The sequence below is a fragment of the Gammaproteobacteria bacterium genome (assembly GCA_017999615.1).
Taxonomy (GTDB): Bacteria; Pseudomonadota; Gammaproteobacteria; order JAABTG01; family JAABTG01; genus JAGNLM01.
This window is the reverse complement of sequence record JAGNLM010000001.1, coordinates 549928-576181: the sequence shown is the minus strand read 5'-3', so window position 1 is coordinate 576181 and position 26254 is coordinate 549928. Positions and strand designations below refer to the sequence as shown.

The window sequence follows — 26254 nt, the reverse complement described above, 5'->3', positions numbered from 1 at the left end:
ACGGGGCTCCTCAGGCTGGCACCCCGTGGGGGCGCTCAGACCGGCTCGACGCGCACGTGCTTGCGGCTCTTCGGGCCCTTCTCCTCGAACACCACGCGCCCGTCGGCCGTGGCGAACAGGGTGTGGTCACGGCCGCAACCGACGTTCGTGCCGGGGTGGAAGTGGGTGCCCCGCTGACGGACGATGATGTTGCCCGCCGTCACGAGCTCGCCACCGAAACGCTTGACCCCCAGCCGCTTCGATTGGGAGTCGCGACCGTTGCGGCTGCTGCCGCCTGCCTTTTTATGAGCCATCTCGCCTTCTCCCGCAGGTTCAACCGGCAGTGATGCCGGTGACCTCGATCTCGGTGTAGTCCTGCCGGTGACCCTGGCGCTTCATGTAGTGCTTGCGCCGGCGCATCTTCAGGATGCGGACCTTGTCGGCCCGACCGTGGGCCTTCACCTGCGCCGTCACGCGCCCGCCCTCCACGTACGGCGTGCCGACCCGGACCGCACCTTCCTCACCCACCATCAGGACCTGGTCGAAGTCGACCTGCTCGCCCGGTTCCGCGGCAAGCCGCTCGACGCGCAACTTATCCCCCTGCGCGACCCGGTATTGCTTGCCGCCCGTCGTGATCACCGCGTACATGCCACCATTCTCCCTGCCGAGGCCGATTGCCGGGGACCCCCGCAAAACGGCGCGCCTTCACGAAGCCCGAAAGTTTAGGCGATTCCCCCAGTCGGCTCAAGCGCCCCGTTTCGCGGCCTTGACAGCCGGAGAGCGCCGCTCCTAGCATCCGGGGCTGCTTCGCTCGGGTTCCCACCATGCAGATCGACGAGGTACGCGCGCTGGTCGCACGCGACATGTCTGTCGTGAACGACCTGATCCTCGAGCGCCTGCGGTCCCAGGTCACCCTCGTCAACCGGCTCGGCCACTACATCATCGACAGCGGCGGCAAGCGGCTGCGCCCGCTGCTCGTGCTGCTCAGCGCCCGTGCGTTCGGGTACGCGGGGCCCTTCCACGTCAACCTGGCGGCGGTGATCGAATTCATCCACACCGCTACCCTGCTGCACGACGACGTCGTGGACGCATCGGAGCTGCGCCGGGGCCAGGAGACCGCCAACGCGGTCTGGGGCAACGAGGCGAGCGTCCTGGTGGGGGACTTCCTGTACACCCGGGCCTTCCAGATGATGGTCGAGGTGGGGAGCCTGCCGGTGATGGACATCCTCGCCGAGACCACCAACGTCATCGCCGAGGGCGAAGTCCGCCAGCTCCTGAACTGCCACGACCCGGAGGTCACGGAGGCGCGCTACCTGGAGGTCGTGGAGGCCAAGACGGCGAAGCTCTTCGAGGCCGGTTCCCGCCTCGGCCCGGTGCTCGCCGGCGCCGCGCCCTCCGCCGAGCGGGCGATGTCCGCCTACGGCATGCGTCTCGGCACGGCCTTCCAGCTGGTGGACGACATGCTCGACTACCGCTCCTCCCCGGAGGAGAGAGGCAAGAACATCGGCGACGACCTGGCCGAGGGCAAGCCGACCCTGCCGCTCATCCACGCGATGCGCGCCGGGACGCCCGAGCAGGCCGCGCTCGTACGCAGGGCCATCGAGGAAGGAGGCCGCGATCAGATCGGGCCCATCCTGGAAGCGATTGAGTCCACAGGGGCCCTCGCGTACACTCTGCGCGTCGCGCGGGAGCAGGCGGATCGCGCGATCGCCGCCCTCGAGGGGGTCCCAGACTCTCCCTACAAAGAGGCCCTGCGGGCGTTGGCCGAGTTCTCGGTCCGACGCACGCACTGACCCGCGCGTTCCCGCGGAACGCCGGGGGGCGCGCCCCGGCAGGTCTCCCCTGCCGGAGCTTGAGAACGTGAATTCGGGGTGTAGCTCAGCCTGGTAGAGCACACGGTTCGGGACCGTGTGGTCGGAGGTTCAAATCCTCTCACCCCGACCAATCCTTCCCTGAAACCCCTCTCGCGCCGGCCGGCCCCCCGGGTCTCGGGCGGGGGCGGCTGCGTCCCACAGGGGCTCGCCGTAGAATGGCAGCGCTCGAGGTCACCTTGCGAGACACACCGTGAGACTCACGCTGCAGGAATTCCGGGCCTGGGACAACAAGTGCGTCACGCTGCTCGGGATGTCGGGCGTCGGCAAAACTCGCCTCGCCACGCTCCTGCGCCGCCAGAACTGGTTCCACTACTCCGGCGACTACCGGATCGGAACCCGGTACCTCGACGAGCCCATCCTGGACAACATCAAGCAGCAGGCGATGCAGGTCCCCTTCCTGCGGGACCTGCTGCGCTCGGACTCGATCTACGTACGCAACAACATCACGGTCGACAACCTGCAGCCCGTCTCGAGCTTCGTCGGTAAGCTGGGCAACCCGGAGCTGGGGGGCCTGTCGCTGCACGAGTTCAAGCGCCGCCAGGCCCTGCACCGGCGCGCGGAGATCCTGGCGATGAGCGACGTCCCGGAGTTCATCGGCAAGGCGCGCGACATCTACGGGTACCGGCACTTCGTGAACGACGCCGGGGGGAGCCTGTGCGACCTCGAGGACGACTCGGTCATCGAGCTCCTCGACCGCCACACCCTGATCCTGTACATCCAGGCCACCGAGCACGACGAGGAGCAGCTCCTGCTCCGCGCCCGCACGGATCCGAAGCCGCTCTATTACCGCGAGGCCTTTCTCGACGAGGAGGTCACGGCCTACCTGCGGGACGAGGGCCTGCAGTACGTGGCCGAGGTCGACCCCGACGCGTTCGCGCGTTGGGTCTTCCCCAAGCTGTTCCGCTCCCGCATCCCCCGCTACGAGGCGATCGCGAGGACGCGCGGGTATACCGTGACGAGCGACGAGGTCGCCGCCGTGGCCGACGAGTCGCATTTCCTCGCCCTGCTGGAAGAGGCGATCTCCCGGGGCCGGTGAGCCACCCAGTCAACGACGGAGGATCCCCATGCCCCTGGTTGCCCACTCCGCACTGCCGACCTTCCAGCGCCTGCGCGCGGAGGGCATGCACGTCATCCCCGCCGACTGGGCGGTGCACCAGGACATCCGCGAGCTCCACATCGGGCTCCTCAACATGATGCCCGACGCCGCACTCGCGGCGACCGAGCGCCAGTTCTTCCGGCTGGTGGGCGAGGCGAACCCGATCGCCCAGTTCTACCTCCACCCCTTCACCCTGAGCGGGCTGCCGCGCAGCCCCCAGGGGCTCGAGCACGTGCAGAAGTACTACGAGCCGTTCGAGAAGCTGAAGGAAGAGGGGCTCGACGCGCTCATCATCACCGGCGCGAACGTCACGCATCCCGACCTGTCCCAGGAACCTTTCTGGGAGCCCCTGCGTCGGGTCACCGAATGGGCGCTGGAGAACGTCACGTCCGTGCTGTGCTCGTGCCTGGCCACCCACGCCATGATGGAGTTCCAGCACGGGCAGAGGCGGCGCCCCCTCGGGTTCAAGCGCTGGGGCGTCTTCGCCCACGAGGTCGTCGACCGGACTCACCCCCTGGTGAACGACGTGAACACCCTCTTCGACGTCCCCCACTCCCGATTCAACGAGGTCAGCCGGGAGCAGTTCGAGGCGAGCGGGCTGCACGTGCTGGCGGAGAGCCCCGTGGCGGGCGTGCACCTCGCCGTGAGCGCGGACGGGCTGCGGGTGGTGTACTTCCAGGGCCACCCCGAGTACGACACGATCAGTTTGCTGAAGGAGTACAAACGGGAGGTGACCCTTTTCGGTCGGTCCGAGCGGCCCGACTACCCCCCCTTCCCCGACCACTACTTCGGCCTGCAGACCCGCGCCATCCTGGAAGAGCACCGCGAGCGCGTCGTCGCCGCCATGGAGAGGGGTGACGACCCGCCGGAACTGCCGGAAGACCGGATTGCTGCGAGCCTGCACAACACCTGGCACGACACCGCGGAGGCGGTGGTGGGCAACTGGATCGGCGTCGTGTACCAGGTCACCAACCACAGCCGGCGCCAGCCCTTCATGGCGGACGTCGACCCGGCAGACCCCCTCGGCTGGCTGGCGGCCCGGGGCGGGCGAAGAGCTGGCCGCTAGACGCCCCCAAGCGAGGCCATCAGGCGCGTGTAGAGGCGGTCCTTCAGGAACACCCGGTGGGTCTTCAGGGCCTCGATCGTCACGTCGGCGACCGGCTGGCCCAGCTCCTCCAGGCGGCGGATGTCCGCGTCGAGCTCTTCGTACTCGCGCAACGTCCGGGAGAAGCCGTCGTCGCTCGCCTGCAGTTCCGCGATCTCCCGGGCGAACTGCGGGAACTCGTGCAGCAGGTCGTGGGACTCACCGAGCATGTTCTTCTCCTCCACCCTGTGCCAGGGGCCCATGGTACGGCATGGGAGGGAGGATGGAGAGGGCCGCCGGCTCAGTCCGGACCGGCGGGCCGCGCCCTCTCGGCGCAGCCGCATTCTCCCGCCGAGTGGATGGCCTCGAGCTTGCGGTACAGCGTACGCTCGCTGATGCCCAGGCGCGCCGCGAGCTCGCGGCGGTCCCCGCGAAAACTGCGCAGGGTCTGCAGCAGGTACCGGCGCTCCGCCACCTCGAGCGGCACAATCCCGCAGTCGTCCGGCCCCCCCCCCGCCCCGCTGCCCCCGGTGCAGGTGCAGTCCCGGGGCAGGTGCTCCACGGAGATGGTGTCCCCGTCGGCGAGCAGCGCCGCGTGCTCCAGGATGTTGCGCAGCTCCCGCACGTTGCCGGGGAACGCGTAGCGCCGCAGCGCTTCCATGGCCGCCTCGTCCAGGCGCAGCCGTCGCTCCCCCGCGGTCCGCTGCAGGAGCGACTCGATGAGCAGGGGCAGGTCCTCGGGCCGGTCACGCAGCGCCGGGAGGTCCACCGGAAAGGCGCTGATCCGGTAGTACAGGTCCTGGCGGAACGTGCCCTCCGCGATCATCCGTTTCAGGTCCCGGTTCGTGGCGCAGACGAGGCGGAAATCCGCGTGCAGGGACACGGCGCTGCCGACCGGGCGGTAGGTGCCCGTCTCGAGCAGCCTGAGCAGCTTGACCTGCTGGGCGAGGGGGATGTCGCCCACCTCGTCCAGGAAGAGGGTCCCGTCGCGCGCGGCCTCGATGAGCCCCTGTTTGCGGGACACGGCACCGGTGAAGGCCCCCCGCTCGTGGCCGAAGAGCTCGCTCTCGAAGAGCGTTTCCGAGAGGCCCGAGCACTCCACCGGGACGAAGGGGCCGTGCGCGCACAGGCTCGCCGCGTGGATCGCCCAGGCCGCCAGCTCCTTGCCCGTCCCCGACTCGCCCTGCAGCAGCACGGGCGTCCGGCTCGGCGCCACCCGGTTGATGCGCTCGAGCATCCGGTTGAACGCGGGTGCGCGGCCCACCATCGCGTGGGTGTTCGCGCGCACCGTCGAGACCTGCGGCCGCCGGACGTGCTCCACCACCCACGCCACTCTTCCCGACTCGTCGCGGACCGGCAACGTCTCCACGTCCACGTGCTCGTCGCCCCGGGGGGTCGAGTGGACGTGCAGCACACGCTGGCGCTGTCCGCCCTCGAAAGACCGCTGCAGCGGGCAACTCTCGCCCGCCAGGTCGCAGGGGACGCGGTAGCCGTGCGACACCTCGTAGCAGCGCGCCCCGGGCTGAATCCCCCCCGGGGCGTAATCCCGGCGGTAGGCCTCGTTGGCGGCGACGATGCGGTACTCCGGGTCGAGCAGCGCCGCGGGCCCCTCGAGGCATTCCAGCAGGCTCTCGTTCGTCACCGCCATCTCCCCACCTCCCCGGGCAATCCCAGCGCCTACCGACAATAACGGCAGCCTCGCGGGATGCATTATGTCACTTCTGTCACACGCACGGGGTTTTCCGGCGGGCCCAAGACTTGACTGAAGACAAGTCCATTCGTAACCGCTAATATAATCAGCGGCTACGGAACGCGCTCAGCGCCGGAGGCGTCGCCCGGGCGGTGATCCGCAGACCGGCACACGGTTTGCTCGGGACGGAGACGTACCGGACGCTCGCTGCGCTCCAGCGGTGCCTCAGGCACCGCCCCGCCGCGAGCCACGAACCAGGGCTCGAGAGGTCGAAAACGATGGTCTACTTCGTCTATGGCTTGGGCCTCACGGTGGTCCTCTGGCTCTTCGTCCACGACAGACCCAGCGCACTCCTTCAGGCCGATTTCATCCTCTGGTGGCTCATCGTGAGTGGGATCCTGCTGGCCTGCTGCAGCCGGCTCCCCTGCCGCCTCTGCCAGCTCATGCCCGGCGCGTTCGGCGCGTCGTGCAAGTCCCTGTCCTGTCCCACGGACTTTCACGCCGAGAGCGACGGCAAGCCTTCCGCATAGCCCGCCGCCGGGCCTGCGCCCCTCCCGCAAGACCGGCCTCAGGCCGGTCTTCGCGTTTGACGGGCCCCACGAAACTCCCCGATGATCCGCCCTGGGATCACCTCAGGAGAAGTGCCAGTGCGCATCGCGGTCGTCGGTGGGGGTATCAGCGGTCTTTCGGCCGCCTTCTATGTGAAACGCCGTCGGCCCGAGGCCGAGGTGGTGTTGCTCGAGCGCGACGCGAAGCTCGGCGGGACGATGCAGACCGTGGAGGTCGACGGCTTCCGGTTCGAGGCGGGGAGCAACGGTTTCCTCAGCAACAAGCCCGACACGCTGGAGCTCGTGCGCGAGAGCGGGGCCGAACCTCTGCTCATGCGCAGCAACGACGCCGCGCGCCTGCGTTACGTCTACAGCGACGCCCTGCACCGGTTGCCCGAGGACGCCATGAGTTTCGTGCGCACGCCCCTGCTCAGCCTCGGGGGCAAGCTTCGCGTGCTCGGCGAGGTGCTGGTGCCGGCTCGGCGCGAGGGCAGCGAAGAGACCCTGCAGCAGTTCGGCTACCGCCGGGTGGGGCGCGAGTTCACCGACGTCTTCCTCGATGCGATGGTCGCCGGGATCTACGCCTCGACTCCCGACCGCATCTCCGTCAACGCCGCCTTCCCCCTGGTGGTGCGCCTGGAGCGCGAATACGGCGGCCTGTTCAAGGGCATGCTGAAGAAGCGCAAGAAGGAGGCAGGGCCCGGTGGCGTGCTGATGAGCTTCGTGCGCGGGGTGAGCACCTTCACCGAGCACCTGGGCCGGGCGATTCAGGCCGACGTGCGGCTCGGGGCCGAGGTGACCGGCCTCGCCCGCGAAGGTGCCACCTGGCGCCTCAGGGGCCCCGGCCTCGAGGTGACCGCAGACCGGGTGATCCTGACCACGCCGGCCTACGTCACGTCCCGCCTGCTCGCGCCCCTCGATGCGGAGGCATCCAAGCGCCTGGACCGCATCGAGTACTCGCCCATCGCGGTCATCGGCCTCGGCTACGAGCGGCTCGCCCACCCCTTGAACGGCTTCGGTCTGCTCACCACGACCTCTGCCCGCAAGCCCATCCTCGGCGTGCTCTGGGACAGCTCGATCTTCCCGGACCGCGCGCCTCCGGGGAAGAAGTCACTGCGCGTCATGATCGGCGGCCAGCGCGACGCCGAGCTCAGCGCGGGGAACGAGGAGGCCCTGCTCGCCCTCGCCCGCCGGGGGGTGGCGGAAACGATGGGCGTGACGGAGACACCCTCGGCGACCTTCGTCCAGCGCTGGTCCAGGGGCATCCCCAACTACCCCGTGGGGCACCTGGCGAACGTCGACGCGATCTTCGAGCGCGTGCGGGGTCTCCCCGGGCTGCATCTGACCGCGAACGCCTACTACGGCATCGGCCTGAACGACTGCGTATCCCAGGCCCGAGCTTGCGCGGAGCGCGCCACGGCGGATTGAGTGCCGTTCCGGTGGCCGGTTGCCATCGCGACCGGCCACCCTCCCTCGACGGGCAGGGTCCCCTGCCCTAGAGATCCACTTTCGCCGCGCGGGTCAGCTCGGCGAAGCGCACCCCGCGCAGGGTGCGGATCTCGTCGCTGATCCGCTCGATCTCCGGGGGGTGCCCGGAGATGATGATGGTCTCCAGGCAGTTGTGGTGATCCAGGTGCACGTGCGTGGAGCACAGGATGTGCACGTACTGGTTGTGCTGGATCTCCATGATCTTGTGTGTCAGGTCACGGTGGTGGTGGTCGTAGCTGATGGTGAGCACGCCGACCACGTCCTTGCCCTCGTCCTGCCAGCGGTCCTCGACGAGCTTCTCCCGGATCAGGTCGCGCACCAGCCCCGAGCGTGACTCGTAGCCCCTGGTCTGCACACGGCGGTCGAGGGCCGCGAGCAACTCTTCCGGCAGCGACACCGTGAAACGGATGGTCTGGTCGGCCACCGAGCCGCTGCCCTTGCTCATTCGGGCTGCCACTGGGGGGCGGAGGCTTCGATGAGGTTCACCAGCGAGGCCGTCTCGCGCAGGCGCCGCGCCAGGATCGCCGCCAGCGAACGGAACAACCGGCCGTAGATGCTGGGGTACTTCCGGAGCAGCGGGTCCAGGATCTGCCCGTCGACCACGTAGGCCTCCACGGGGTCGTTGGCGATGATGTCGGCGCTCGCCGGCGAGCCGTCGATGAAGGACATCTCCCCGAAGATCTCCCCGGGCCCGAGCCGGGCCAACTCGAGAGGGAACCCGGCGCTGTTCTTCTCCACCCGCACATGCCCTTCCCGCAGCACGTAGAGCGCGTTGTGGTGGTCGCCCTCGCGCACGATGGGCGCCCCGGGGCTGAACCGTGAGACACCGCCCTTCTCGAGCAGCGCGCGCTCTTCCTCATCGCTGAGATAAGGAAAGACCTTCTGCATCAGCGCATCCCGCGTGACACTCCACCGTCCACTATAGCCGCAAGCCGACCGCCTCGCCCAGTGACACCGAGGGGTCCCCGCAGGGCGGGCAGGAGGGCGTCAGTGCCCGCCGCCTGAAGGGTGCAGCGCCTGGTGCGCGGCAGCGTCCTCCACGGAGAGCCCGGCCAGCTGCTCGTAGTGGTGGAAGCGCTCGTTCACCTCCTCCTGCGCGGCCTTCGCGAAGTGCTCGGCGGCCTCCGGGTGCCTGCGCCAGAGCGCGCTGAAGCGCGTCTCGGCACGGGTGAACTCCGAGTAGGGGATGTCCGGACGCTTCGAGTCGAGCTGCAGAGGGCTCTTGCCCTCGGCGATCCGCCGCGGGTCGTAACGGAAGAGCGGCCAGTGCCCACTGCGTACCGCGAGCTCCTCCTGCTGCAGCGCGTGCTCCAGGTCGACCCCCTGGGCGATGCACGGGCTGTAGGCCAGGATGAGCGAGGGACCCCGATAGGACTCGGCCTCCAGGAACGCACGCACCGTCTGGACGTCCTTCGCCCCGAGAGCGACCTGGGCGACGTACGCGTGCCCGTAGGTCATGGCCATCATGGCCAGGTCCTTCTTTCCCGTCGCCTTGCCGCCCGCGGCGAACTTCGCGATGGCCCCCCGGGGGGTGGCCTTGGACATCTGCCCGCCGGTGTTCGAGTACACCTCGGTGTCGAGGACCAGCAGGTTCACGTCCTTGTCGGAGGCGAGCACGTGGTCCACGCCACCGAACCCGATGTCGTAGGCCCAGCCGTCGCCACCCATGATCCAGACGCTGCGCCGCACCAGATATTCCGCGACCCGCTCCAGCTCGCGCGCCCAAGGCGAGTCCAGCGCCGCAAGGCGGCGCCGCAGGTCGGCGACCCGCTCGCGCTGGTCGTAGATCCCCGCCTCGTCGCTCTGGTCGGCCTCGAGGATGGCGCGAACCTGCTCGGCGCCGATGGCGTCGCCCAAACGGCGAAGCAGCGACCCCGCGTAGGCGCCCAGTTGGTCCACCGCCAGGCGGAAGCCGAGGCCGAACTCCGCGTTGTCCTCGAAGAGCGAGTTCGCCCACGCGGGTCCACGTCCCTGGGCGTTCGCGGTCCACGGCGTCGTAGGGAGGTTGCCGCCATAGATGGAGGAGCAACCCGTCGCGTTGGCCACCAGCATCCGGTCTCCGAACAGCTGGCTCGCGAGCTTGACGTAGGGGGTCTCCCCGCAGCCGACGCACGCGCCCGAGAACTCGAAGAGCGGCTCGCTCAACATGCAGCCCTTGATGGTGGTCCACTTGATCTCGCGGCGATCCAGCTCGGGCAGCGACGAGAAGAACTCCCAGTTCACACGCTCCTGGTCGCGCAGGGGCGGCTGGGGACGCATGTTGAGCGCCTTGTGCTCGGGGCTCGCCTTGTTCCGGATGGGGCAGATGTCCACGCACAGCCGACAGCCCGTGCAGTCCTCCGGGGACACCTGGTAGGCGATGTGCAGACCTGCGGGGAAGTCCTTGCCCTTCACCGCGACGTGCTTGAAGGTGTCCGGCGCATGGGCCAGCGCCTCCGGTGTGATCACCTTGCTGCGGATCGCGGCGTGGGGGCAGACGAGCGGGCACTTGCCGCACTGGGTGCAGAGCTGCTCGTCCCACACGGGGATCTCGAGCGCGAGATTGCGCTTCTCCCACTTCGCCGAGCCGATCGGCCAGGTGCCGTCGGTCGGGAAGACGCTCACCGGAAGCTGGTCACCGCGCCCGGCGATCATCTCGCCGATCACCTCGCGCACGAAGACGGGGGCCGCCGCCGAGACCGGCGGTGGCCGGTCCCAGGAACTGCTGACCTCGGCGGGAACCGGGATCTCGAAGAGATTGGCGAGCGTCGTGTCGATCGCCTGGAAGTTCTTCGCCACGACCTCCGGACCCTTTTTGCCGTAGGTCTTCTCCACGGCGTACTTGATCCGGGCGATGGCCTCCTCGCGCGGCAGCACGTCGGAGATGGCGAAGAAGCAGGTCTGCATGATCGTGTTGATCCTGCGTCCCATGCCGGTGTCGCCGGCCACCCGGTAGGCGTCGATGACGTAGAAGCGCAGCTTCTTGTCGATGAACTGGCGCTGCATCTTGCGCGGCAGGCTCTCCCAGACGCGGTCCGCGGGGACCGGGGAGTTCAGCAGGAACACCGCACCCGCCCGCGCCTTCTCCAGCATGTCGTAGCGCTCGAGGAAGATGGGCTGATGGCAAGCGATGAAGCTCGCCTCACCGTCCCCGATCAGATAGGGCGACACCGTCGGCTTGGGCCCGAACCGCAGGTGCGAGACCGTGATCGCACCGGATTTCTTCGAGTCGTAGACGAAGTAGCCCTGGGCGTTGAGGTCGGTCTCCTCGCCGATGATCTTGATGGTGTTCTTGTTGGCGCTCACCGTGCCGTCGCTGCCCAGGCCATAGAACAGCGCCTGCACCTGCCCTGCGTGGGCGTCGGTCGCGAAATCCGGGTCCCAGGCGAGGCTGGTGTGGGAGACGTCGTCGTAGATACCCACCGTGAAGCCGTTCTTCGGCTTGGCCTTCGAGAGTTCGTCGAGCACGGCCTTGACCATGCCGGGGGTGAGCTCCTTGGAGGAAAGGCCGTAGCGCCCCCCCAGCACCCGCGGCATCGCCGGCAGCCAGGTGCCACCGTTGCTGAGGTGCTGGGCGATCGCCGTCACCACGTCCTTGTAGAGGGGCTCCCCGTCCGCACCCGGCTCCTTGGTCCGGTCCAGGACGGCAATCCGGCGCACCGTGCGCGGCAAGGCCTCGACCAGCTTCTCGCCCACGAACGGACGGTACAGGCGCACCTTCACGAGGCCCACCCGCTCCCCCCGGCGCACGAGGAATTCCACGGCCTCCTGGCAGGTCTCCGCGCCCGAGCCCATGGCGACCAGGACCCGCTCCGCGTCGGGCGCCCCGACATAGTCGAACAGGCGGTACTGGCGCCCCGTGAGCGCGGCAAAGCGGTCCATGGCGCCCTGGACGACCCCGGGAAAGGCGTCGTAGAAGGGATTGACGCCCTCCCGACCCTGGAAGAAGACGTCCGGGTTCTGGGCCGTGCCGCGGATCACCGGGCGGTCCGGAGAGAGCGCCCGCGCCCGATGGGCGGCGACCCACTGGTCGTCGATCATCGCCCGCACGGTCTCGCGCTCCACCGCTTGGACCTTGCTCACCTCGTGCGAGGTGCGGAAGCCGTCGAAGAAATGCACCACCGGCACCCGGCCTTCGAGCGTGGCGGCCGAAGCGACGGTCGCGAGGTCCATGACCTCCTGCACCGAGTTCGAGGCGAGCATGGCGTAGCCGGTCTGCCGCACCGCCATCACGTCGCTGTGGTCGGCGAAGATCGACAGGGCGTGGGCCGCCACCGTGCGCGCGGCCACGTGCATCACCATGGGGGTCAGCTCCCCGGCGATCTTGTACATGTTGGGGATCATCAGGAGCAGGCCCTGGGACGCCGTGAAGGTCGTGCTCAGGGTCCCTGCCTGGAGTGCGCCGTGGACCGCGCCGGCCGCCCCCCCCTCGCTCTGCATCTCCACCACCTGGGGCACCACGCCCCAGAGATTCTCGCGGCCCTCTTCGGTCCACTGCTCGGCGAGCTCGCCCATGGGCGAGGACGGGGTGATGGGGTAGATCGCGATGACTTCGCTGGTCAGGTGCGCGATCGCCGCCGCCGCCTCGTTGCCGTCCAGGGTCAGGGTACGTGGTTCGGCCATGCTCGTCTCCCGCAGTGTCGGGTGCCCCCCCTCTCGCACGCAGAGGCAGGAGACCCCAAATCAGCCTAATGGGCACATAACGCTAAGCTTATCATTTGGACCACCACCTCCCAGTCCTATGACGGGGATCAAGAACGGGGGACTCTCCCCCGTCGGGGAGAGGTCCGCACCTCCCGTCGGAGGGGTCGTTCCGGGGATCCCTGGGGAAACCGGGCACCGCACGGATCGGCCCGCCCCGGCCCCGTCAGCTTCGGCGGCGCGCGTCCACCACGTTGTGCAGCTGGTTCAGCCGGGCGAGCAACTGGGCCAGCCGCCCGGCGTCGGGGACCTCGACCGTGAGCCGCATGTGGGCCACGGACGTGTCCCGGTCCGTGAAGACGTTCACGCTGGTCACGTTGAGCTTCTCGTTGGCCAGCACCTGGGAGACGTCCCGCAGCAGGCCCTGACGGTCGTAGGCCTCGATCTGGACGTCGACGGGATAGGTGCTCACCGAGCCGGTGCTCCAACTCACGTCGATCACCCGGCTCGGGTCCGCCGCCGCGAGCCGCAGCGCGTTGGAACAGTCCTGTCGATGGATGCTGACGCCGCGGCCGTGGGTGATGTAGCCCGTGATGGGGTCCGGAGGCACCGGCTTGCAGCACCGGGCGAGGTGGGTCATCAGGTTTCCCACCCCTTCGATGGTCACGTCCCCACCGCCCGTCGCCCGCGCGGGCTTCAAGGGGCGCTCGAGCGGGCTGACGCGCGGCAGAACCTCCTCCTGGAGGGCACCCGCGAGCTGGGCGGGCCCGACCTCGCCCCGCCCCACGGCAGCGCAGAGGTCTTCCGTCTTGCCGAGCTTCAGGCGCTGGGCAAGCTTCTCCAGGCCGACCTCGCTGACCCCGAGGCGCCTCAGCTCGCGTTCGAGTTGGTCCCGGCCGGCTGCCACACACTTGTCGTAGTCCTGCTGCTTGAACCACTGCCGGACCTTGGCGCGCGCCCGCGAGGTCTTCAGGAAGCCGAGGCTCTGATTCAGCCAGTCCCGGCTCGGGGCGCCCTGGCGGGTCGTCAGGACCTCCACCTGATCGCCGTTCCGCAACTCGTAGGTGAGCGGCACGATCGACCCGCCCACCTTGGCCCCGCGGCACCGGTGGCCGACGTCGGTGTGCACGGCGTAGGCAAAGTCCAGCGGCGTCGCCCCGCGCGGAAGGTCGATGACCTGACCCTTTGGGGTCAGCGCATACACCCGGTCGTGGAAGACCTCCGTGCGGAAGCGCTCCAGGAAGTCTGCCGACCCGGCCCCCTCGCCGCCCGGCTCCAGGAGCTGGCGGACCCAGGCCACCTTGTCCGCGAAGGCCGCGTCCGCCCGCGTGCCTTCCTTGTATTGCCAGTGCGCCGCGACCCCGAGCTCCGCGTGGCGGTGCATCGCGTGGGTGCGGATCTGGACCTCGAGCGCCCGCCCCCCGGGTCCCACGACCGCCGTGTGCAGCGACTGGTAGTGGTTGCCCTTGGGGTTCGCGATGTAATCGTCGAATTCCTTCGGGATGTACTGCCAGAGTCCGTGCACGATGCCGAGGGCCGCGTAGCAGTCCTTCACGCTGTCCACCAGGACGCGCACCGCGCGCACGTCGAAGAGCTGATCGAAATCGAGCCCCTTCGCCTGCATCTTGCGCCAGATGCTGAAGATGTGTTTGGGCCGGCCGCTCACCTCGGCCCCGATCCCCTCCGCGCTCAGCGCCTCGCGCAGCCGGTCCACGACCGCGCCGATGTACCGCTCGCGGTCCACCCGGCGCTCGTCCAGGCGCCGGGCGATCTCCTGGTAGCGCGCCGGCTCCAGGTGCCGGAACGAAAGGTCCTCCAGCTCCCATTTGAGCTGCCAGATGCCGAGGCGGTTGGCGAGCGGGGCATAGATGTCGAGCGTCTCGCGCGCGACCGCCTGACGTTCCTCCTCGGGTGCCTCGCGAACGCTTCGCAACAGCACCACCTGCTCGGCCAGGCGGATGAGGATGGCGCGCAGGTCCTCGGCCATGGCGAGGAGAAGCTTGCGCAGGCCCTCGAGGCGGGCGAGCTCCGCGCCGCGCTCCGCCTCCGGCGCCCGCGCCCGGTATTCCCGAATGGCGTCCATGCGGCTCGCACCCTCGACGAGTCGACCGACCGACTCTCCGAAGCGCTCGCGCACCGCCTCGAGGTCCAGGGTGCCGCCCGTGACCGCAGGGTGGAGCAGGACCGCGGCGATGCTCTCGTGGTCCAGGTTCAGGCCGAGAAGCACGCGGGCCGCCCCGAGACCCTCCTCGCGAACGGCTGCCGGCAGGGTGCCGCAGCCCTCGGTCCAGGCGCGGTCGATGAGCCGGGCCTGTTCCGGCGCACGGCGCTCGAGAAGATCGGGCGGCACCGGGGCCGGCACGGCACCACCCGGGGACGTGGTTGCACCCACCTCTCTTTTCGTGGCCTCCCCCATGGGGCCGATTGTCCCACACGTCCCAGCGGTCCGCTCCCCCGGTCCCCCCGCCCTCCCCTGCGCACCCGGTTCCGGAGGTCCCACCGCTGCCGCAACCCGCGCCGGTCTTGCGTGACCCACTTGCGCCGAGTACCGTCCCGAGACCATGAGCACCGAGCTTCTCATCAACGTCACACCCCGCGAGACCCGGGTAGCCCTCGTCGAGAACGGGGTGCTGCAGGAGGTCTTCATCGACCGCGCGAGCTGCCGCGGCCTGGTCGGGAACGTCTATCGCGGCCGGGCGTCCCGGGTGCTGCCCGGCATGCAGGCCGCATTCGTCGACATCGGCCTGGAGCGGGCCGCCTTCCTGCACGCATCGGACATCGGCGGCCAGCGCCCCGTCATCCCCCACACCGAGCCGGGCGCGGAGGACCGCCGCCTGGAGTGCCCGGACCGTACCGAGCCAGCGGAGTCCTCCACGACGCTGATCGAGGGCGAGGTCCCGGTCGTGGAGGACATCACGATGCTCGTGCAGGAGGGCCAGGAACTGCTGGTCCAGGTGATCAAGGACCCCCTCGGCACGAAGGGCGCGCGCCTCACGACGCAGATCTCCCTGCCCTCCCGTTACGTCGTGTACATGCCGGACACACCGACCGTGGGGGTCTCGCAGAGGATCGAAGACGACGCCGAGCGCAGCCGACTGCGCGAGATCGCCCGCACGGCCCTGGCGGGCGCCGAGCACGGGAGTGCCGAGTCGCCCGGTCCGGGCGGGTACATCATCCGCACCGCGGCCGAGGGACTGCCCGCCGAGACCCTGCTTGCCGACATGGAGTTCGTGCAGAAGCTGTGGCGCTCGCTGCAGCACCGGGCCGAGAGGGTCGCCGCACCCGGCATCGTGCACGAGGACATCCCACTCCTCATGCGGGCGCTGAGGGAGATCGCCGCCAAGGAGGTGGAGCGTGTGCGCATCGACTCCCAGGAGGCGTACGACCGCCTGGTGGCGTTCGCCGGCCAGTTCATGCCGGACATGCTGGCACGCATCGAGCCCTACGCGGGCGATCGCCCGATCTTCGACATCTACGGCGTGGAGGACGAGATCCAGCGGGCCCTCGAGCGCAAGGTGCCGCTCAAGTCGGGAGGTCACGTGGTGATCGACCAGACCGAGGCGATGACGACCATCGACGTCAACACAGGCGCCTTCGTCGGCCACCGCAATCTGGAGGAGACGATCTTCCGCACGAACCTGGAGGCCGCCCAGGCGATCGCACGCCAGCTGCGCCTGCGCAACCTGGGCGGCATCATCATCATCGACTTCATCGACATGTGCAGCGAGGAGCACAAGCGGCAGGTGCTCCGGGCGCTGGAGAAGAGCCTCGAGCGCGACCACACCCGCACCCACGTGAGCGAGGTCTCCCCGCTCGGCCTGGTGCAGATGACCCGCAAACGGACCCGGGAGAGCCTGCAGCACCTGCTCTGCGAGCCCTGCCCCTTGTGCGGAGGCCGCGCGTCGGTGAAGACCGCGGAGACCGTCTCCTACGAGATCTTCCGCGAGATCATCCGTCAGGCACGGCAGTTCGAGGCGGAAAAGCTGCTGGTCCTGGTGTCGCGGGAGGTCTCCGACCGCCTGCTCGAGGAGGAGTCGTCCACGGTCGCCGAGCTCGAGTCCCTGATCCGCAAGCCCATCGAGATCCAGGTCGAGCCGCTCTACTCCCAGGAGCAGTACGACGTCGTCCTGATGTGAGCCTCCCCCTCGCCGGCGCGAGCCCCCGCCCATGAACCTCCGGCGCCTGCTGCACCATCCCCGCCTGGCCGCAAGGTGGGCTCTCGCGGCGTCCCGAGCCGCGGCGCCCTATGTTGCGGTCGGCATCGTGCTGTTCGCCGTTGGCCTGGGGGCGGTCCGCGGGCTGGTGGGCATGTTGCCGGCCCAGCACGCCCGGCTCGAGGCCTGGGCAAGCAAGCAGGTCGGCCATCGCCTCACCGTGGACCGGATACGGTTCGGCTGGTCTGGCTGGAACCCGGAGCTCTGTCTCGACGGGCTCACGGTATTCGGCGCCTCGGGCGAGAAGGCCCTGGGACTCGCGCGGGTGGGGCTGCGGCTCGACCTGCTCCGCAGTCTGCGCGAGTGGGCCCCCCGGCTCGGCTCCGCCGCGGTCGACGGGCTCGGTCTCACCATCGTGCGCGACGCGGACGGCGCGCTGGTCCTTCGCGGCCTCGGAGGCGGGGGTGAAGACGCAGGGCTTGCCGCCATCCTCCTCCGGTCCGAGGCCGTGGTGGAGCTCCGCGACAGCGAGGTCACCTGGGTGGACGAGGGCCGCGGTCTCGCGCCGGTGCTCCTGACCGGTGTCCAGCTCAGGGTCCAGAACGACGGCGACCACCACAGCATCCGGGCGAGCGCCGATCTCCCCAGCGGCCGCGCCCGTCTGGCACTGGACGCCGACGGGGATCTCCTGGGGAGCCAGTGGCAGGGTCACTCCTACGTGGAGGCACAGGGTCTCTATCTCGCCCGTTGGGTCGGGAGGTCCCTCGCGCCCCTGACCACCCACGGCGGGTCCGCCCAGCTCGAGCTCTGGACGCAGTGGAGAGACGCGCGTCCCCAGGGCGCGTCGGGCTCGTTCGCCGTGCACAGCACCGCGCTGGAGTGGGCCGGACAATCCCTCTATCTCCAGGAGGCCCGTGGGCGTGTGCGGTTGGAGCGCGTGGAAGACGGTTGGCACGCGGCGCTCGCGGACTATTCCCTGCAGACCGATCGCCTCACCCTGACGGGAGGCGCCATCGAGGCCCGTGTCGCCGGACGATGGCCGGAGTGGCAGGTCCTGGTGCACGCACCGTCGGCCGCGATCCGCGCGGCGCGCCCGGACATTCCCGCGGTCGGGTCGGTGCCCGCAGCGCACCTTTCCGCCGGAGCACCGCCGGGTGAGGATGCCCCCGGCCCGGGCGTCGCGAGGGGCCTCCAGTGGCTGCTGTCGGCCTCGCCGCGCGCGGGGCTGCGCGACCTGTGGGTCCGTCGCGACCCCGCACGCCCGGGCGGGGTCGCCTGGAGCGCCGCGTGGCAGTTCGAAGGCGCCAGCCTGCAGCCGAGCGACCGCCTGCCGGGCGTGCGCGGGCTCGCGGGGCTCGCACGCCTCTGGGACGCACGCGGAGAGGTGCAGCTCACAGCCGGACCGGTGGTCCTCGAATGGCCTGCGGGGTACACCGAGCCCGTGGTCCTCGAGAGCGTCGCGGGGCCGGTGGAGTGGGACGTGGCCGGAGCGCCCGGGTGGCGCGTGAGCACCCCGGGCCTCACCCTGAGCACCGCGGACTTCCGGCTCGCGCTGGCCGGCTCCGCCCGGGGTGCGGGGGCCGAGGCCGGTCGGGCGTACCTGAGTCTCGTCGCTTCGTCCGACGGACTGCCGCTCCCGAGACTTGCGGCCTATCTACCGGACCGGGTGATGAAGGCCCGGACCGTCCAGTGGCTCTCCCATGCCTTCGAGCAGGGGGACGCGCGCCGGGTGGACCTTCTCCTCCACGGACCGCTTTCCCGGTTCCCCTACGGCAAGGGCGAGGGGCGGTTCGAGGTGAGGGTGGACGTCGATGACGTCGCGCTGCGCTACGAGCCACGCTGGCCGGTGCTCACCCAGTGCCATGGCCTGGTCGGCTTCGACGGACCGCGGGTCCGGATCGATCTGGCCCGGGCCAGGGTATACGACGCGCCGGTGACTTCGGCCTGGGGCGAGATCGACGACCTCTCGAGCGAGTTCCCCTGGCTGCACGTGGAGGCGCGGGGGGAGCCGAGCGGGGCCGACGCGTCGCGCTTCATCCGCGAGAGCCCCCTGGACCCCGCGGCCAAGAACCGCTTCGGGGACGTGACGGTCGACGGGACCCTGGGACTGAAGCTGACGCTCGACGTACCCCTCGCCCACGACGACCCCCAGGACACCCGGTTCGCAGGCACCGTCACGTTCCGGGGCAACCGGGCCGTGCTGCGCCGCGCGATTTTCACCGGTGCGTCCGGAGACCTCACGTTCGACCGGGAACAGTTCGCCGCACGGGGGCTGCGCGCCCAGATGGGAGAGGTCCCGGTGACCCTCTCCGTGGAGCCGGGGGCGTCCAACGGCCAGCCCACGACGCGCCTGCGCGTGGCCGGCTCGGTCAGCGTGGAGCAGCTCGCCCGGAGCCTCTCGGCGCAGGCCACCGCCGAAGGCCTCTGGCCCGTCGTCCGCCCCCGGTTGCGGGGCACGGCCAAGTGGGAGGCCACAGCCGATGTCGCCGCGGCGGCCGGCAGCGGACCCGGTGCGGTGCGCCTCGTGGTCGAGAGCGACCTCCGCGGACTCGAGGTGTCGCTTCCGGCACCGTTGAAGAAGGGTGCTCAGGAACGCCGCGCCCTGCGCGTCGAGTCGACCCTCGGCCCGACGACGATCCAGACCGTGCGGGTACGGCTCGGCGACCAGCTGAGCGCTGGCCTCGCCTTCGGCCCGTCGGCAGCGCAGCCCGCCGTCCAGGGCGTCGACGTCCGCGTGGGCCCCGGCGCCGGCACACCCGCGGACCCCGCCGCCCCCGGTCTGCGGGTCTCCGGAAGCCTCCCCGAGCTGGCGGTCGCGCCCTGGCTCGAGTTGGCCGAGGCCTTCGAGACGCCCAGGGTACAGCGCAAAGGCACCCGCAGTGCCGTCGACGGCCTCGCCCTCGAGCGCATCGACCTGAACGTGGGGCGGCTGGTACTCGGCGAATTCGAGGTGGAGAAGACGCGGCTCGGCGTCCAGGCGCAGCCCCGGGGGGGTCTGCAGGTCAGCCTGGAGGGCAAGGGAGCCGCCGGCACCGTGACGGTCCCGCCAGGGGGGGACGACGCGCCCATCGCAGCTTCCTTCGAGCGCCTGGCCCTCCAGACCTCGAGCGTCAAGGGTACACCGGTGCAGCTCCCGGACCCCCAGGGCCTCCCCGCCATCGACGCCAGCTGCAAAGACCTCCATGTCGACGCGCGAGCCCTCGGATCCCTGGTGCTCACCACCGGGCCCACCCCCGGGGGCATCGCCCTGCGTACGCTGCGGCTGGAGGGACCGGAGCTCGTTGCCGAGGCCACGGGGGACTGGACCGGCGCAGGCAACCGGCAGGGCTCGCGCCTGGACGCGAGTCTCAAGAGTCCCGACCTCGGCCGTTTCCTGCGCACGCTCGGCTACGACGAGTCCGGGATCGAGGGTGGCCGGACGCGCCTGCAGGTGCAGGCCCGTTGGCCGGGGAGTCCCGCGGCCTTCGCGCTCTCGGCCGTCCGGGGGGAGGTGACCCTGAAGGTTCGCGACGGCGCCCTCATGGACGTCAGCCCTGGGGCCGGACGGGTCTTCGGCCTGCTGAGCGTCCAGGCGCTCCCCCGCCGGTTGACGCTCGACTTTCGTGACCTCTTCGGAAAGGGCTTCCGCTACCGCAGCATCGACGGGACGTTCCGGCTCGAGGGAGGCAACGCCCACACCGAGGACCTGGTGGTCGAGGGGAACGCCGCGCGCATCGACATCCGCGGTCGGGTGGGGCTCGCCGCCGAGGACTACGACCAGCGTGTGACGGTCCTGCCCCGGCTCTCCACCACCCTCCCCATCGCCGGGGTGCTGGCCGGAGGACCGATTGGCGCCGTCGCCGGCCTCGTCGCGGGACAGGTCTTCAAAGACCAGATTGACCGCGTGGCCCAGGTCGAGTACACGGTGAAGGGCCCCTGGACAGACCCCGTGGTGGAACGGGTCGGCGCCGCGGCAGGTCCTCCCCACCAATGAGCCCCTCCCCCCGACCCACCGAGCCTGCGGTCACCGTCGGCCTGTCCGGCGGGGTCGACTCCGCCGTCTCCGCCCTCCTCCTCCAGCGCCGGGGCGCCCGGGTCTCTGCCGTGTTCATGAAGAACTGGGAGGCGGACGACCGCGACGGGTACTGCGCCGCGGCCGAGGACCTGGCGGACGCGCGGGCCGTGTCCGAGCGTCTCGGTGTGCCGCTCGACGCCGTCAATTTCTCGAGCGCCTACTGGGACCGGGTGTTCGAGCGCTTCCTCGCGGACCACCAGGCCGGCCTGACGCCGAATCCGGACGTGCTCTGCAACCAGGAGATCAAATTCCACGCCTTCCTCGAGCACTCCCTGGGCCGCGGTGCCGACCGCATCGCGACCGGCCACTACGCCCGGGTCGCGCGCGTGGGGGGGCGCTTTCGCCTGCTGCGGGGCGCAGACCGGGAGAAGGACCAGACGTACTTCCTCTACACCCTCGGGCAGGACGCGCTGGCACGGGTCGAGTTCCCCGTGGGGCACCTGACCAAGCCCGAGGTGCGCCGGCTCGCGGCCGAGGCTGGGCTGCCCAACCACGCGCGCAAGGGCAGCACCGGGATCTGCTTCATCGGCGAGCGCCGCTTCCGGCCCTTCCTGGCGCGGTTCCTCCCGCGCAGCCCCGGTGAGATCCACAACGTGGCGGGAGAAGTCGTCGGGCACCACGAGGGGCTCGCCTTCTACACCCTCGGGCAGCGGCGCGGGTTGGGCATCGGTGGCCGCCAGGGCGCCCGGGCGGCACCCTGGTTCGTGCTCGCCAAAGACCTGGACCGCAACGTCCTCGTGGTCGCCCAGGACCACGATCACCCGGCCCTGCTGAGCTCGCTCCTCACCCTGCGGGAGCTTCACTGGGTGGCAGGGAGCGCACCGGCGGCTCACCTCGAGTGCACCGCACGCATCCGGTACCGGCAGGCGGAGCAGCCTTGCCGCGCGACTCCCCTTCCCGGAGACCGCTGCCGAGTGGAATTCGCCCGCCCCCAGTGGGCCGCTACACCTGGCCAGTCCGTCGTCTTCTACGACGGCGACGAGTGTCTCGGCGGCGGAGTCATCGAGCAGGCCGACCCCGGCGCCGGGGCCGGGGGGTCCCCGTGAGCCCCGCGCGCGCCCACACCGACCGGGAGCGCGCAGCCGCCCTCGCCGGCGTCTTCCAGGCCGCCCGTCTGGTGACCCGCGTCGCGCGTCACGGGGACGCACCCACGGGCGCCCTCGAGGCAAGCCTCGCGAGCGTCCTGCAGCTCGACGCCGAATCCGTGGAAGCCGTCTTCGGCAGTGCGGCGGGAATCGCCGAGGGGCTCACGACGATGCTCCAGCAGTTGTCCCCGGGTACTGGCGCCCGCAACCTGGAGGTCACCCGCTACGTCATCGGGATCCTGCACCTGGAACGCAAGCTGTCCCGCCGCCAGGACCTGCTGCAGCGGATTCGAGAAGGACTGGAGACCCTGCTCGCCGGTCCCGGCACCCCCGCCCCGGGAGCGGCCGAGACGGTCGAGCGGCTGGCCCAGATCTACCTGGCGACGGTCGCCACGCTCGGCCCGAGGATCATGGTCCACGGGGAACCGACCCTTCTCGCGCGCCCGGAGAATGCGAGCCGGATCCGTGCACTGCTGCTTGCCGGGGTGCGGGCCGCGGTCCTCTGGAGGCAGTGCGGAGGGTCGCGCCTCGGCTTGCTCCTCGGACGACAACGGATCCTGAGGGCGGCGAGGGAACTGCTCTGATCAGGAGCCGCGGTCGGCCGGGATCCTGAGCACCTTTCCCACCGGCAGGGACTCGCTGAGCAGTCCGTTCGCGGCACGCAGGGCATCCGGCGTCACCTGATAGCGCGCGGCCACGGCGGCCAGGCTGTCGCCCTGCCCGATCACGTGCCGACGCGCCGCGAGCAAGGTGCCCGGGGGCGCATACTCGTCGAAGTAACGCCGCATCCCCGCGAGGATCGCGCGGGCGACGGACTTCTGGTAACGGGCATCGGTCAGGCGCCGCTCGTCGTCGGGGTTCGAGATGAAGGCGGTCTCCACCAGGATCGAGGGGACGTCCGGCGACTTCAGGACCATGAAGCCCGCCTGCAGGACCGAATTGCGGTGCAGCTCTCCGACCCCGCGGAGCTCCCTGAGGATCCGGTCGCCGACGTTCAGGCTCGCCTCGATGGTGCCGGTCTGGGACAGGTCGAGCAGCACCGACGCCAGCAGGTCGTCCTTGTCGTCGAGCTTCACCCCACCGACCAGGTCTGCGGCATTCTCGCGCTCCGCGAGCCATCGCGCCGCCTCGTTGGTCGCCCCGCGCGGGGACAGGGCGTAGACCGAGGACCCGCTCACCTTGCGGTCTTCGTAGGCATCGGCGTGGATCGACACGAGCAGGTCGGCCTTGTGCTTGCGGGCCGTTGCCACCCGGGTCCGCAGGGGCAGAAACACGTCCCGGGCCCGCGTCATGACCGCCCGCATCCCGCGTTCCTGGCGCACCAGTTGCTGCAGCTCCCGGGCGATCCCGAGGACGACCCGTTTCTCCTGGACGCCCGTCGGTCCGATGGCACCGGGGTCCACACCACCGTGCCCCGCGTCGATGGCGACCACCACGTCGCGCGGCGGCGGCTCGGCGGCCCGGGCAGGGGGAGAGGAAGCCCGGGCGGGGCCCCGCAGGGGCTCGAGCTCCACGGCAAGGCGATGACCGGCCGCCCCCTCGGGGCGCAGCAGGAAGGTGCGGGCCCGCGCCGGCTCCTTGAGGTCGAGCACCAGACGCAGGTCTCCGTTGCCCCGCTCGGAGGAACGGATGCCGGAGAGGATGCGGCCCTCCGGCGGGGAGTCCAGGCGTCGCGAGGGGCGGGCGTTGCGCAGGTCCACCACCACCCGGTCCGGAGAGCTCAGGCTGAAGACCTGGTGCTCCGCCGGCCCCGACAGATCCACGGTGACCCGGACCCGCTCGGCCAGCTCCTGGGCGCGGACCGCGGCCACCCGCACGTCCGCCGGGGCGCCCCGAGCGACCCCTGCGGCCGCCGCGAGGACCAGGAGTCCCACCGCCCAGCCCAGCCGCCGAATCCGTTCCTGCAGAGCCATCCCCGAAACTTTCCGCTCAATTATTAGAAGGATGCCTGTTAAATCTAAGCCCGTATCTACATTTGATCAAGGACCCGCCGGCCGTGGTCGGTCTCTGCCGTCAGCTCCAGGCGGCGCCCCGTGCCGCGGTACTCGATGCTGACCCACACGTCCGGACGGGGAAGGTGCCCCGCCCCGCGCTCGGGCCACTCCACCAGCCAGAGCACCCCCGGCTCCAGGTAGTCGCGCAGCCCGAGGTATTCCAGTTCCTCCGGGTCACCGAGCCGGTAGAGGTCCAGGTGGTACACGGGGAGGGGGCCGACCGCGTAGGGCTCCACCAGCGTGAAGGTGGGGCTGCGCACCGGCCCCCGGTGCCCGAGCCCCCGCAACACCCCTCGCACCAGGGTGGTCTTGCCGGTCCCGAGGTCGCCGGTCAGGTAGACGATCGCCCCGCCCGAACAGGCCCGCCCCAGCCGTTCCCCGAGCGCCGTCATCGCCTGCTCGTCGGGAGCGTGCTCGACCCGCGCACCCACGGCCCTTCGCGCGACCGCTTCGGCCAGTCCCGGTGGGCGGGAGACCTCTTCAGGGCCCACCGTCGGACCCCGGGCGGTGCGGATTCACGAGACTCGTCAGATGGCCGAAGAGGTCGCTCGGGAGAAGACCGCGCTCACCCCCGCGCGCCGCGGCGTCCGCGGCCTCGGCGTGCAGCCACGCCCCGAGGCGCGCGGCTGCCCCCGCTGGGACACCCTGTGCCAGGAGCCCGGCCACGACACCGGTCAGGAGGTCTCCCATGCCCCCGGTCGCCATGCCGGGGTTTCCCTGCGTGCAGATCGCCGGCGGACCCTGCCCGTCGTCGACGACGGTCCCGTTGCCCTTCAGTACCACGACCGCGCCGAAGCGCTCCCGCAGGCTCGCCGCCGCCACGAGCCGGTCGTCCTGCACCTGCGCGGTCGAGATGCCGAGCATCCGGGCGGCCTCGCCCGGATGCGGCGTCAGAACGCGGGGGGAGGCAAGGGTCGTGCCCTGCGGCGCCATGGAGAGGGCGTCGGCGTCGACCACCTGAGGCAGTCCACACCCCAGTGCGGCGGCTGCCAACTCCCGGCCCCAGCTGCCCTGGCCGAGACCCGGCCCCAGGGCCACGACCGTCGCCCGTGCGAGCAGCGGTGCCAGGTCCGAGGCCCGCTCGACCCCTCGGGCCATCAACTCGGGCCGTGCGGCGATCATCGCCCCCACGTGCTCCGGGCGCGTGGCGACCGTCACGAGACCGGCCCCGCAGCGCGCCGCCGCCTCGCCCGCCAACCGTGCGGCCCCACCGTAACCGTGATCGCCGCCGACGACGAGGACGTGGCCGAAACGGCCCTTGTGGGCATCGCGGCGCCGGGGCGCCAGCCAGACCCGCCTCAGGGCCTCGCCGTCGAGGCGCAGGGCCGCGGGCTCCTCTCCTTCCAGCACCGAGCGAGGAACCCCGAGGTCGTGGAACACCACCCGCCCGCAGTAGGCCGGACCCGCACCGGTGAAGAGCCCGGGCTTGAGCGCGAGGAACGTGACCGTGACCGAGGCACGCACCGCCGCGCCGAGCACTTGCCCCGTGTCCGCGTGGAGCCCCGAGGGGATGTCCAGGGCCAGCGTCGGCCGGCCCGCCGACCGGATCGCCTGCACGGCGACCGCCCACTCCCCCTCCAGGGGACGGTCGAGCCCCGTTCCCAGGAGGGCGTCGACCAGGACGTCGGCGCCGCGCAGCGCATCGGCCCGAAAGGGCTCCAGCGGGACCCCGGCCGCGCGGGCCCCCTCAGCCGCCCCGGCGGCATCCCCCCGGAGCCTGGCGGGGTCCGAGACCGCCACCGCGCGGGCCACCAGGCCGGCCTCGCGGGCCAGCCGGGCCACGACGTACCCATCGCCCCCGTTGTTGCCCGCACCGCAGACGACCGCCACCGCGCGGGCCTCCGGCCAGCGGGCCCGCAGCGCGCGGAAGGCGGCCTCCCCGGCCCGCGCCATCAGGGTGGCCCCCGGGATCCCGAGCCCCTCGATGGCCGCGCGGTCGAACCCCCGCACCTGCGCCGCCCGGTACAGGCCCGAGGGCATGCGGGCAGTCGGGTCCGGGGAGAACGCGTCGCGCATCGCTCAGCTCAGGCGCAGGAAGTGGTCCCGGTAGAAGGCGAGCTCCCGGATCGACTCGCGGATATCGTCGGCGGCCCGGTGGCTCGATTGCTTCGTCAGGGCGGCGGCGAGCTCCGGGCGCCAGCGCAGGGCCAGCTCCTTGAGCGTGCTGACGTCCACCGCCCGATAGTGGAAGTGGCGCTCGAGCGCCGGCATCCACCGGGCGAGGAACCGGCGGTCCTGACACACGCTGTTGCCACACATGGGCGAGCGGCCGGGGGGCACGTGGGCCGTGAGGAAGTCGACCGTCAGGCGCTCGGCGTCGGCCTCGCGCAGGGAGCTCCGCCGGACGCGGTCCAGCAGACCCGACCGCCCGTGCTGCTGGACGTTCCACTCGTCCATCTCCGCAAGCACGCCTTCCGGCTGGTGCACGGCCAGCACGGGGCCCTCGCCGATGACGCGCAGCGCAGCGTCGGTCACCACCGTGGCCACCTCGATGATCCGGTCCCGCGCGGGGTCGAGCCCGGTCATCTCGAGGTCGATCCAGATCAGGCTGCCCGCGTCCCGTGCCATCGTGCCTCCCCGGCAAACGC

General features: G+C 70.8%; 21 protein-coding genes and 1 tRNA gene. 10 read left to right on the top strand and 12 right to left on the bottom strand.

The genetic code is table 11. The features are described 5' to 3' along the window. Positions 1 to 35: 35 nt before the first annotated feature. A complete protein-coding gene (gene rpmA, locus KA217_02500; protein ID MBP7711324.1) occupies positions 36 to 293 on the bottom strand; it encodes a 50S ribosomal protein L27 in 258 nt (85 codons plus the stop codon). Positions 294 to 312: 19 nt separating this feature from the next. After that, positions 313 to 627 carry a 50S ribosomal protein L21 gene (gene rplU, locus KA217_02495; protein MBP7711323.1) on the bottom strand — a complete coding sequence of 105 codons (315 nt, stop codon included), beginning with the start codon at positions 625 to 627 and terminating at the stop codon, positions 313 to 315. A 176-nt stretch (positions 628 to 803) separates the two neighbouring features. Here rplU and ispB point away from each other — a divergent pair, with 176 nt between their 5' ends. From ispB to KA217_02475, 4 genes are all read left to right on the top strand, one after another. Then, positions 804 to 1772: an octaprenyl diphosphate synthase gene (gene ispB, locus KA217_02490; GenBank protein MBP7711322.1), complete on the top strand. Its 969-nt coding sequence runs from the start codon at positions 804 to 806 to the stop codon at positions 1770 to 1772. A gap of 74 nt (positions 1773 to 1846) precedes the next feature. Then, positions 1847 to 1923 (top strand) — tRNA-Pro (locus KA217_02485). Between the two features lie 120 nt (positions 1924 to 2043). Further along, on the top strand, positions 2044 to 2889 hold the full coding sequence (locus KA217_02480) for an ATPase (protein MBP7711321.1): 846 nt from the start codon (positions 2044 to 2046) through the stop codon (positions 2887 to 2889). 28 nt (positions 2890 to 2917) lie between these two features. After that, the gene (locus tag KA217_02475) at positions 2918 to 4015 is read left to right on the top strand and encodes a homoserine O-succinyltransferase (GenBank protein ID MBP7711320.1); all 1098 of its coding nucleotides are present in this window, start codon (positions 2918 to 2920) and stop codon (positions 4013 to 4015) included. On the opposite strand, the gene KA217_02470 is transcribed toward KA217_02475, so the two are convergent. Further along, entirely contained in the window at positions 4012 to 4263 is a 252-nt protein-coding gene (locus KA217_02470) for a DUF465 domain-containing protein (protein MBP7711319.1), read from the bottom strand. The two genes, KA217_02475 and KA217_02470, sit on opposite strands and share 4 nt — an antisense overlap. Before the next feature lie 71 nt (positions 4264 to 4334). Next, a complete protein-coding gene (locus KA217_02465) occupies positions 4335 to 5681 on the bottom strand; it encodes a sigma-54-dependent Fis family transcriptional regulator (protein ID MBP7711318.1) in 1347 nt (448 codons plus the stop codon). 320 nt (positions 5682 to 6001) lie between these two features. Here KA217_02465 and KA217_02460 point away from each other — a divergent pair, with 320 nt between their 5' ends. Together KA217_02460 and hemG are read left to right on the top strand one after the other, a co-directional pair. Beyond that, positions 6002 to 6253 (top strand): hypothetical protein, encoded by a 252-nt coding sequence (locus KA217_02460; GenBank protein ID MBP7711317.1) that lies wholly within the window; start codon positions 6002 to 6004, stop codon positions 6251 to 6253. A 117-nt stretch (positions 6254 to 6370) separates the two neighbouring features. After that, positions 6371 to 7699, top strand: a complete 1329-nt coding sequence (gene hemG / locus KA217_02455; GenBank protein MBP7711316.1) for a protoporphyrinogen oxidase — start codon at positions 6371 to 6373, stop codon at positions 7697 to 7699. 67 nt (positions 7700 to 7766) lie between these two features. On the opposite strand, the gene nikR is transcribed toward hemG, so the two are convergent. The 4 genes from nikR to relA form a co-directional block, all read right to left on the bottom strand. After that, complete coding sequence (gene nikR / locus KA217_02450; protein ID MBP7711315.1) at positions 7767 to 8204, bottom strand: nickel-responsive transcriptional regulator NikR; 438 nt, start codon at positions 8202 to 8204, stop codon at positions 7767 to 7769. After that, complete coding sequence (locus tag KA217_02445; GenBank protein MBP7711314.1) at positions 8201 to 8647, bottom strand: cyclic nucleotide-binding domain-containing protein; 447 nt, start codon at positions 8645 to 8647, stop codon at positions 8201 to 8203. Before KA217_02445 ends, nikR begins: the two co-directional genes overlap by 4 nt. A 99-nt stretch (positions 8648 to 8746) precedes the next feature. Further along, positions 8747 to 12361 (bottom strand): pyruvate:ferredoxin (flavodoxin) oxidoreductase, encoded by a 3615-nt coding sequence (nifJ, locus tag KA217_02440; protein MBP7711313.1) that lies wholly within the window; start codon positions 12359 to 12361, stop codon positions 8747 to 8749. 244 nt (positions 12362 to 12605) lie between these two features. Beyond that, positions 12606 to 14771, bottom strand: coding sequence for a GTP diphosphokinase (gene relA / locus KA217_02435; protein MBP7711312.1), 2166 nt, complete (start codon positions 14769 to 14771; stop codon positions 12606 to 12608). 169 nt (positions 14772 to 14940) lie between these two features. Between relA and rng the strand changes: the two genes are divergently transcribed. From rng to hflD, 4 genes are read left to right on the top strand one after another with little or no spacing between them, the layout of a single operon-like run. Next, positions 14941 to 16515, top strand: a complete 1575-nt coding sequence (gene rng / locus KA217_02430; GenBank protein MBP7711311.1) for a ribonuclease G — start codon at positions 14941 to 14943, stop codon at positions 16513 to 16515. 31 nt (positions 16516 to 16546) lie between these two features. Then, positions 16547 to 20506, top strand: coding sequence for a TIGR02099 family protein (locus KA217_02425; protein ID MBP7711310.1), 3960 nt, complete (start codon positions 16547 to 16549; stop codon positions 20504 to 20506). After that, positions 20503 to 21633, top strand: coding sequence for a tRNA 2-thiouridine(34) synthase MnmA (mnmA, locus tag KA217_02420; GenBank protein MBP7711309.1), 1131 nt, complete (start codon positions 20503 to 20505; stop codon positions 21631 to 21633). The genes KA217_02425 and mnmA overlap by 4 nt, the downstream gene beginning before the upstream one ends. Continuing rightward, positions 21630 to 22256 carry a high frequency lysogenization protein HflD gene (gene hflD / locus KA217_02415; protein MBP7711308.1) on the top strand — a complete coding sequence of 209 codons (627 nt, stop codon included), beginning with the start codon at positions 21630 to 21632 and terminating at the stop codon, positions 22254 to 22256. The genes mnmA and hflD overlap by 4 nt, the downstream gene beginning before the upstream one ends. Here the strand turns inward: hflD and KA217_02410 are convergent, their stop codons facing one another. The 4 genes from KA217_02410 to orn all read right to left on the bottom strand — a co-directional run bounded on the left by KA217_02410 (position 22257) and on the right by orn (position 26234). Further along, positions 22257 to 23585, bottom strand: a complete 1329-nt coding sequence (locus KA217_02410; GenBank protein MBP7711307.1) for an N-acetylmuramoyl-L-alanine amidase — start codon at positions 23583 to 23585, stop codon at positions 22257 to 22259. Between the two features lie 56 nt (positions 23586 to 23641). Next, positions 23642 to 24058: a tRNA (adenosine(37)-N6)-threonylcarbamoyltransferase complex ATPase subunit type 1 TsaE gene (tsaE, locus tag KA217_02405; GenBank protein ID MBP7711306.1), complete on the bottom strand. Its 417-nt coding sequence runs from the start codon at positions 24056 to 24058 to the stop codon at positions 23642 to 23644. A gap of 88 nt (positions 24059 to 24146) precedes the next feature. After that, positions 24147 to 25646 carry an NAD(P)H-hydrate dehydratase gene (locus tag KA217_02400; GenBank protein ID MBP7711305.1) on the bottom strand — a complete coding sequence of 500 codons (1500 nt, stop codon included), beginning with the start codon at positions 25644 to 25646 and terminating at the stop codon, positions 24147 to 24149. Between the two features lie 39 nt (positions 25647 to 25685). After that, on the bottom strand, positions 25686 to 26234 hold the full coding sequence (orn, locus tag KA217_02395; GenBank protein MBP7711304.1) for an oligoribonuclease: 549 nt from the start codon (positions 26232 to 26234) through the stop codon (positions 25686 to 25688). Positions 26235 to 26254: the final 20 nt, after the last annotated feature.

Coding starts and splice junctions, on each gene's coding strand:
- tsaE (MBP7711306.1), bottom strand. CDS start 24,058: ATGACGGCGCTCGGGGAACGGCTGGGGCGGGCCTGTTCGGGCGGGGCG.
- KA217_02465 (MBP7711318.1), bottom strand. CDS start 5,681: ATGGCGGTGACGAACGAGAGCCTGCTGGAATGCCTCGAGGGGCCCGCG.
- ispB (MBP7711322.1), top strand. CDS start 804: ATGCAGATCGACGAGGTACGCGCGCTGGTCGCACGCGACATGTCTGTC.
- rplU (MBP7711323.1), bottom strand. CDS start 627: ATGTACGCGGTGATCACGACGGGCGGCAAGCAATACCGGGTCGCGCAG.
- mnmA (MBP7711309.1), top strand. CDS start 20,503: ATGAGCCCCTCCCCCCGACCCACCGAGCCTGCGGTCACCGTCGGCCTG.
- KA217_02425 (MBP7711310.1), top strand. CDS start 16,547: ATGAACCTCCGGCGCCTGCTGCACCATCCCCGCCTGGCCGCAAGGTGG.
- KA217_02410 (MBP7711307.1), bottom strand. CDS start 23,585: ATGGCTCTGCAGGAACGGATTCGGCGGCTGGGCTGGGCGGTGGGACTC.
- KA217_02475 (MBP7711320.1), top strand. CDS start 2,918: ATGCCCCTGGTTGCCCACTCCGCACTGCCGACCTTCCAGCGCCTGCGC.
- rpmA (MBP7711324.1), bottom strand. CDS start 293: ATGGCTCATAAAAAGGCAGGCGGCAGCAGCCGCAACGGTCGCGACTCC.
- KA217_02445 (MBP7711314.1), bottom strand. CDS start 8,647: ATGCAGAAGGTCTTTCCTTATCTCAGCGATGAGGAAGAGCGCGCGCTG.
- nifJ (MBP7711313.1), bottom strand. CDS start 12,361: ATGGCCGAACCACGTACCCTGACCCTGGACGGCAACGAGGCGGCGGCG.
- KA217_02400 (MBP7711305.1), bottom strand. CDS start 25,646: ATGCCCTCGGGCCTGTACCGGGCGGCGCAGGTGCGGGGGTTCGACCGC.
- orn (MBP7711304.1), bottom strand. CDS start 26,234: ATGGCACGGGACGCGGGCAGCCTGATCTGGATCGACCTCGAGATGACC.
- KA217_02460 (MBP7711317.1), top strand. CDS start 6,002: ATGGTCTACTTCGTCTATGGCTTGGGCCTCACGGTGGTCCTCTGGCTC.
- KA217_02470 (MBP7711319.1), bottom strand. CDS start 4,263: ATGCTCGGTGAGTCCCACGACCTGCTGCACGAGTTCCCGCAGTTCGCC.
- rng (MBP7711311.1), top strand. CDS start 14,941: ATGAGCACCGAGCTTCTCATCAACGTCACACCCCGCGAGACCCGGGTA.
- nikR (MBP7711315.1), bottom strand. CDS start 8,204: ATGAGCAAGGGCAGCGGCTCGGTGGCCGACCAGACCATCCGTTTCACG.